This window comes from Paucibacter sp. XJ19-41 (genome assembly GCF_028462495.1).
Taxonomy (GTDB): Bacteria; Pseudomonadota; Gammaproteobacteria; order Burkholderiales; family Burkholderiaceae_C; genus Roseateles_E.
On record NZ_JAQOWX010000034.1, the window covers coordinates 39347 to 45806 of the forward strand.

Here is a 6460-nt window from a genome sequence, read left to right on the forward strand (position 1 = left end):
GAGGCGGCTATCGCTTGTGCAGGCTCAGCGGGCTTTCTGGACCTGCTGCGACCACGACTTCGATCCGCTCTTGCCTTCGAGGAAGGGCAGCACGGTGCGGGCCATCTCCGGCGCGAAGAAGATCTCGTAATGCGTCAGGTCCGGCAGAATCGCCAGCCGGTTGCGTGACATATGCTCGCGCCCCCAGCCGGCGTCCTTGAGCCCGCCACCGAGCAACTGGTAGAAGCGAACGATGTGCTCGGGGCGGAACATATCGCTGTCGCCGTAGACCAGCATCACCGGCATGGCCAGCTTCTTCACATCATCGGACCAGTCGTAAGGCTTGCGCATCCACTCGCCCATCTGGTCGAGCAGTTTCGGAAAGTCCTCGGGCCGCGGCGCAAGCTTGGCATAGGACTGGTACATCGGCGTCCCCTTCATCGCCTCGGCCATCGCGGCACCCACCTGCGCCTGCATAGGCAGCATCTCGGGATAGAAGCCGTCCTGCGCATAGCCGCCCGAGACCAGGACGAGGCGGCGCACCATCGTCGGGTGCTGGGCTCCCAGCCGCAAGGCCACGCCGGCGCCGAGCGAATAGCCGAGCACATCCACCTGCTTGTGCCCCAGCGCGCTGATCAGGCCCGCCATGTCGTTGCCCATATCGGGCAGGTCGATCTTTCGTTCGCCCAGGGCGGTACGGCCGTGGCCGTGCAAGTCCACCGCGATGACGCGCCGCGACTTGGCCAGCATCGGCAGCACCGGCCCGAACATCTCGATCGAACCCAGGCCGCCGTGCAACAGCAGCAGGGGCTCGCCCTTGCCGTGTATTTCGTAGTAGTAGTTGAGACCGTTGACCGCGAGGTGACCGCTGTTGGCGATCTGGCGCTTGCTGGCGTGCGCGACCGGCGTCGCTTGGGCGTGGATGGGCGCGAATGCCGCTGCGGCAATGCAGGCGATGCAGACGAGCAGCCAGACAAGGCCGGCAGGGGTCTTCAAAGAAAGGCGCATGAGGAGGTTTCCTTCAACCATGGTGACGAATGAGGCCTGCTTCATTGGTGTGACCGGAGATCTCCGGGATCGGGAATCCTGTCCGTGATGAAGTCGAGGTGCTTGCATCGGTACGACGATCAAGAAGGGCATAGATCGACATCGATTGATATCGATTCGCGTACCGACACGTCCGAGCTCGCCAGCTAGCGTGTCAGCAACTCGATCTGTTCGGGCGTCAGCCCCAGTTCCAGCAGCAGCTCGCGCGTATGCGCGCCGGGTGTGGGGCCGGCCTGCGGCGTGCGGCCCGGCGTGCGCGAGAAGCGCGGCGATGCGGCCGGTTGCAGCTGCCCGTTGATCTCGGCAAAGTTGCCGCGAGCCCGGTTGTGCGGATGCTCGGCGGCCTCGGCCAGGCTCAGCACCGGTGCCGCGCAGGCATCGCTGCCTTCCAGCAGCGTCGCCCATTGGTCCCTTGTCTTGCTCCTGATACGCTCGGCGACACGCTCGCGCAGCGCCGGCCATTGGCGTATGTCGTACTGCTGCGCGGGGTCGACATCGGCCAAGTCCAGGCGTTGCAGCAGCTCGCGATAGAACGGCGGCTCGATTGCGCCCAGGGTCAGGTATTGCCCATCGGCGCATTCGAAGCTGTCGTAGAAGGGCGAGCTGTGCAGGAAGAAATTCTCGGCCGGCCGCTCGCTCCACAGGCCGCTGCCGCGCAGCGAATGAATCAGCGCGGTCAAGGTGCCGACGCCATCGACCATCGCGGCATCGACCACCTGGCCGCGCCCCGAGGCCCTGGCCTCCAGCAGCGCGCAGACCAGGCCGAAGGCCAGGAACATCGCCCCGCCTGCCATATCGCCCAGCAAGGTGGCGGGCAGGCTGGGTGGCACGCCGGCGCGCGTCGCGACCGACAGCGCACCGGTCAGCGCCACATAGTTGATGTCATGCCCGGCGGACTGGGCCAGCGGACCGGTCTGGCCCCAGCCGGTGACACGGCCATAGACCAGGCGCGGGTTGCTGTGCTCGAAAGTCGCCGGGCCCAGGCCCAGGCGCTCCATCACGCCGGGCCGATAGCCCTCGATCAGCGCATCGGCGCTGTTGACCAGGGCCTGCACCGCCTGCAGCCCCAGCGGATTCTTCAGGTCGAGACAGATCGAACGCTTGCCGCGGTTCATCGCCTCGCCGGCGCCCAGGGTGCGCAGCGCCACCGGCCGCTCGATAACAATCACCTCGGCGCCCATATCGGCCAGCAGCATGCCGGCAAAGGGGCCGGGGCCGATGCCGGCGAACTCGATCACACGCAAGCCGCTCAGTGGCCCCTGGCTCATGCTGTCTCCTGATGTTCTTTTGCACTGGCGACACAATACACGCCATGAGCAAGGCATTCACCAAGGAAAGCACGCAGGACGAGGACGACGAGGAGTTGGCCCTGCCGTCGCTGCCGCAGGGCACGCGCAACTACATGACGCCGGCCGGCTATGCGCGGCTGCGCGCCGAGTTCATGGCGTTGCTGGACGTGGAGCGGCCCAAGATCGTCGAGATCGTCTCCTGGGCGGCCAAGAATGGCGACCGCTCCGAGAACGGCGACTACCTCTACGGTAAGAAGCGGCTGCGCGAGATCGACCGGCGCCTGCGCTTTCTGACCAAGCGCCTGGACATTGCCGAGGTGGCCGATCCCAGCGCCCACCATGGCAGCGACCAGATCTTCTTCGGCGCCACCGTGACCTATGCCAATGCCAAAGGCGAGGAGCGCACGATCACGATCAAGGGCATCGACGAGAGCGACAGCCTGGCCGGCGAGGTGTCGTGGATCTCGCCGATCGCGCGCGCGCTGCTGAAGGCCCGCGAGGGCGACGAGGTGCAGCTGATGACACCCGGCGGTGTCGAGCGGCTGGAGGTGCTGGAGGTCAGCTACCCCGCGCCGGCAAGCTGATCAGGGCTTGATTCGCCAGGCCCGCAGCACCGAGGGCGAGCGCTTCAGGGTGCGCAGCACATCGGCCAGATGCAGGCGGTCACGCACGCTCAGCAGCAAGCTCATCTCGGCAGTCTCGCGCGCCTGTGACTCGTCGCTCATCGAGATGTGGGTGATGTCGGCCTCGGCGCTGCTGACGGCCTGGGCCACCTGGGCCAGCACGCCCTTGCCATTGTTCAGCAGCACGGCCACACCGGCCTCGAAGGAGCGGGTCAGCTCGTCGGCCCAGTTGACCGCGATCCAGTGTTCGGCATCGCGCTGGAACAGACGGCGACCGACCTGGCATTCGGCCGTGTGCACCATCAGGCCCTCGCCACGGCCCAGATAGCCCTTGATTTCGTCACCCGGGATCGGGCGACAGCAGGGGGCCAGGCGCACCGAGGCGCCTTCGCTGCCGTCCAGCGTGACCTGACCCTGGGCCGGCGCATCATCGTTGGCAAAGCGGCCCATCGATAGCATCACCGCATCGGGGCGCTGGCCCTGTTCGGCCAGCATTCGGGCCAGCTTCTTGGCCACGATGGTGGCGATCTTGCGGCCCAGGCCGACCTCGACCAGCAGCTCGTCGACATGGCGGTTGCCGGCCCAGCGGGCCAGTTGCTGCCAGAGCTGGGCGGCCTCGTTGTCGTCGTCGTCCAGGCTGGGCAGCGCCAGGCCCTCGGCGCGCAGAGCCTGAGCCAGCATCTTCTCGCCCAGCTCGCGGGACTCGTCCTGCTCCAGATTCTTCAGGAAATGGCGGATCTTCGAGCGCGCCCGGCCGGTGCGCACAAAGCTGAGCCAGGCCGGGTTGGGGCGAGCACCGGCGGCGGTGACGATCTCGATCACATCGCCGCTGCGCAGCTCGGTGCGCAGCGGCACCGGCTCGCCGTTGATCTGGGCGGCCACGCAGTGGTCGCCGACATCGGAGTGGATCGCGTAGGCGAAGTCCACCGGCGTCGCGCCCTTGGGCAGGGCCATGATCTTGGACTTGGGCGTGAAGACGTAGACGGCGTCGGGGAACAGGTCGATCTTGACGTGTTCGAGAAACTCGTTGGCGTCGCGCGTCTCGTCCTGGATGTCGATCAGCGACTGCAGCCAGTGCGCGCCCAGTTGCTGGGCGGCCTGGGCATCGCTGCGGCTCTTGTACATCCAGTGCGCGGCCACGCCCTTCTCGGCGACCAGATGCATGGCCTCGGTGCGCACCTGGAACTCCACCGGCGTACCCAGCGGGCTCACCAGCGTGGTGTGCAGCGACTGGTAGCCATTGGGTTTGGGGATCGCGATGTAGTCCTTGAAGCGGCCGGGCTGCGGCTTGTAGAGCTGGTGCAGCACGCCCAGGCTGAGGTAGCAGGTCGGCAGCTCGTCGACGACGATGCGGAAACCGAAGATGTCGCTGACCTGAGCAAAGCTGAGGTGCTTGTCCTTCATCTTCTTGTAGATCGAGAACAGGGTCTTCTCGCGGCCTTGGATTTCGACCTTGATGCCGGCCTCGGCGAAGGACTTGACGACATCGCGCTCGATGCGCGAGACCAGATCGCGTCGATTGCCGCGCGCCTTGCCGATGGCCTTGGACAGTGCGGCATGGCGCCAGGGGTTGATGAAGCTGAAGGACAGCTCCTGCAGCTCGCGGTAGATCTGGTTCAGACCCAGGCGATGGGCGATCGGGGCATAGATGTCCAGCGTCTCGCGGGCGATGCGGCGGCGCTTGTCGGGCGCCATCGCCTGCATCGTGCGCATATTGTGCAGACGATCGGCCAGCTTGATCAGGATGACCCGCACATCGCGCGCCATCGCCAGCAGCATCTTGCGAAAGCTCTCGGCCTGCGACTCTTCCTTGGTCGAGAACTGCAGCTTGTCCAGCTTGGTCAAGCCATCGACCAGCTCGGCGGTCGGTGCCTCGAAGCGCTCGATCAGCTCGGTCTTGGTGATGCCGCAATCCTCCATCGCGTCGTGCATCAGCGCGGCCATGATGGCCTGGGCATCGAGCCGCCATTCGGCGCAGATGCCGGCCACCGCGATCGGATGGGTGATGTAGGGCTCGCCGCTGGCCCGGAACTGGCCCAGATGGGCCTCGTCGGCGAACTTATAGGCCTCGCGGATGCGCTTGATGTCCGATTTCGGCAAGTAGGCGAGGCGATGCACCAGCGCGTCGAACGACGCCGCCTCGGCCTCGGTCGGCTCGGGGGCGGGGCGTAGGCCTGACAAGCCGGTGAGGGCAGCGGGCAGGCGAGCGACGGCAAATGATCTGAAACCCATGCCCCGAATTTAACGCAAGGCCGCCGGGCTCTCGGTCAGCAGGGCCGGATATGGGCTTCAGCCGGCGTCTCATTGCATGAACGGGTCCCAGAAACCGGCGGCAGGCTCGACCTGCTCGCAGATGTCCAGCGCCAGGCCGGCAGGGTCCAGGCATTGGAAACGGATCTGGCCCCAGGGTTCGCGCCGTGCCTCGTAGCTGATCGTGACGCCGGCCGCGCGCAACTCGGCCTGGGCCGCCATGGCATCGGCCACCTGCAGCGTCAACAGCAGGCCCCGACCGCTGAACAGTTCCGGCCCGGGCGGCATCGACGGATGGTCGGCGCTCATGAAGGCCAGCGTGATGGCGTGGCCCGTTTCAGCGGGGCGCTGCACCATCACGAACCAGCTCGACGAGAACACCGTCTCGAAGCCGAAGTAGCGCTGATAGAACTCGGCGCAGGCCTGCGGCTGGCTGGTCGTGACGAGGGGGTAGTGATCCAGAATCTGCATGACTTTCACCTGTTTTCAAATGCATACTGTCTGTATGTAAATTGACTTTAAAATACAGACAGTCTGTATGTCAACGGTGATGCCAAAGAAAAACACCACCTCCGCTCCGACCCCGGAGCCAGCCGCGCCAGCCGCTCCCTTGGGCAAAAAGGCCCAGCAGGCGGCCGATTCGCGCGCGCGCCTGATTGCGCAGGCGCGTGCGCTGTTCCAGACCCAGGGCTATTCCGCGACCTCGACCGAGACCCTGCTGGCCGCCACCGGGCTGACGCGCGGCGCGCTCTATCACCACTTCCGCGACAAGAAGGATTTGTTTCAGGCGGTCTGTGAGCAGATGCATGGCGAACTGGCCCAGGCCATCGAGGCGGCAACGGCCGATGTGACCGACGACAGCCTGCGCCTGGGCTCACTGGCTTGGATGGCCGCCGTTGGCGAACCGGGGCGCTGCCGGGTGCTGCTGATCGATGCGCCGGCGGTGCTGGGCGAGGCGCAGTGGGAAGCGCTGGATGCGCGCCATGGCTATGCGGCGCTGCAGCAGGGGCTGCGCGAGATGCGTCAGGCGCATACGGCGACCGGCCTGCTGCAGTCCGACGCGCTGGCGGCGGCGCTCAATGGCGCGATGAATCAGCTGGCGCGCTGGAGCGCCGAGCAGGGGACGGAGGCAGCGCGGCATGAGGCGGCCCGGGTGATCGAGCAACTGCTGGCGGTGGCCACCCAGAAACAAGAAAAGGCGCCCTGACAGTCCGTGTCAAAACGGCTGCGAAGGGCGCCAAGAGCAAAGCGCTCCGAGTTTCTCGGAGCGCT

The 6460-nt window shown here is 66.2% G+C and carries 6 protein-coding genes; 2 read left to right on the forward strand and 4 right to left on the reverse strand.

The features are described from left to right. Positions 1-24 precede the first annotated feature (24 nt). The gene (locus PO768_RS11250; RefSeq protein WP_272646135.1) at positions 25-1119 is read right to left on the reverse strand and encodes an alpha/beta fold hydrolase; all 1095 of its coding nucleotides are present in this window, start codon (positions 1117-1119) and stop codon (positions 25-27) included. A gap of 53 nt (positions 1120-1172) precedes the next feature. Next, on the reverse strand, positions 1173-2294 hold the full coding sequence (locus PO768_RS11255; protein WP_272646136.1) for a CaiB/BaiF CoA transferase family protein: 1122 nt from the start codon (positions 2292-2294) through the stop codon (positions 1173-1175). 44 nt (positions 2295-2338) lie between these two features. On the opposite strand from PO768_RS11255, the gene greB reads away from it, so the two are divergent. Further along, positions 2339-2899, forward strand: a complete 561-nt coding sequence (gene greB, locus PO768_RS11260; protein WP_262970409.1) for a transcription elongation factor GreB — start codon at positions 2339-2341, stop codon at positions 2897-2899. Here greB and PO768_RS11265 read toward each other — a convergent pair whose 3' ends face one another. Both PO768_RS11265 and PO768_RS11270 read right to left on the reverse strand, forming a co-directional pair. Further along, the gene (locus PO768_RS11265) at positions 2900-5170 is read right to left on the reverse strand and encodes a RelA/SpoT family protein (protein ID WP_272646137.1); all 2271 of its coding nucleotides are present in this window, start codon (positions 5168-5170) and stop codon (positions 2900-2902) included. Positions 5171-5239: 69 nt separating this feature from the next. Then, positions 5240-5659 (reverse strand): VOC family protein, encoded by a 420-nt coding sequence (locus PO768_RS11270; protein WP_272646138.1) that lies wholly within the window; start codon positions 5657-5659, stop codon positions 5240-5242. Between the two features lie 139 nt (positions 5660-5798). Here PO768_RS11270 and PO768_RS11275 point away from each other — a divergent pair, with 139 nt between their 5' ends. Continuing rightward, positions 5799-6395, forward strand: a complete 597-nt coding sequence (locus PO768_RS11275) for a TetR/AcrR family transcriptional regulator (RefSeq protein WP_272646139.1) — start codon at positions 5799-5801, stop codon at positions 6393-6395. The last annotated feature ends 65 nt before the right edge of the window (positions 6396-6460 follow it).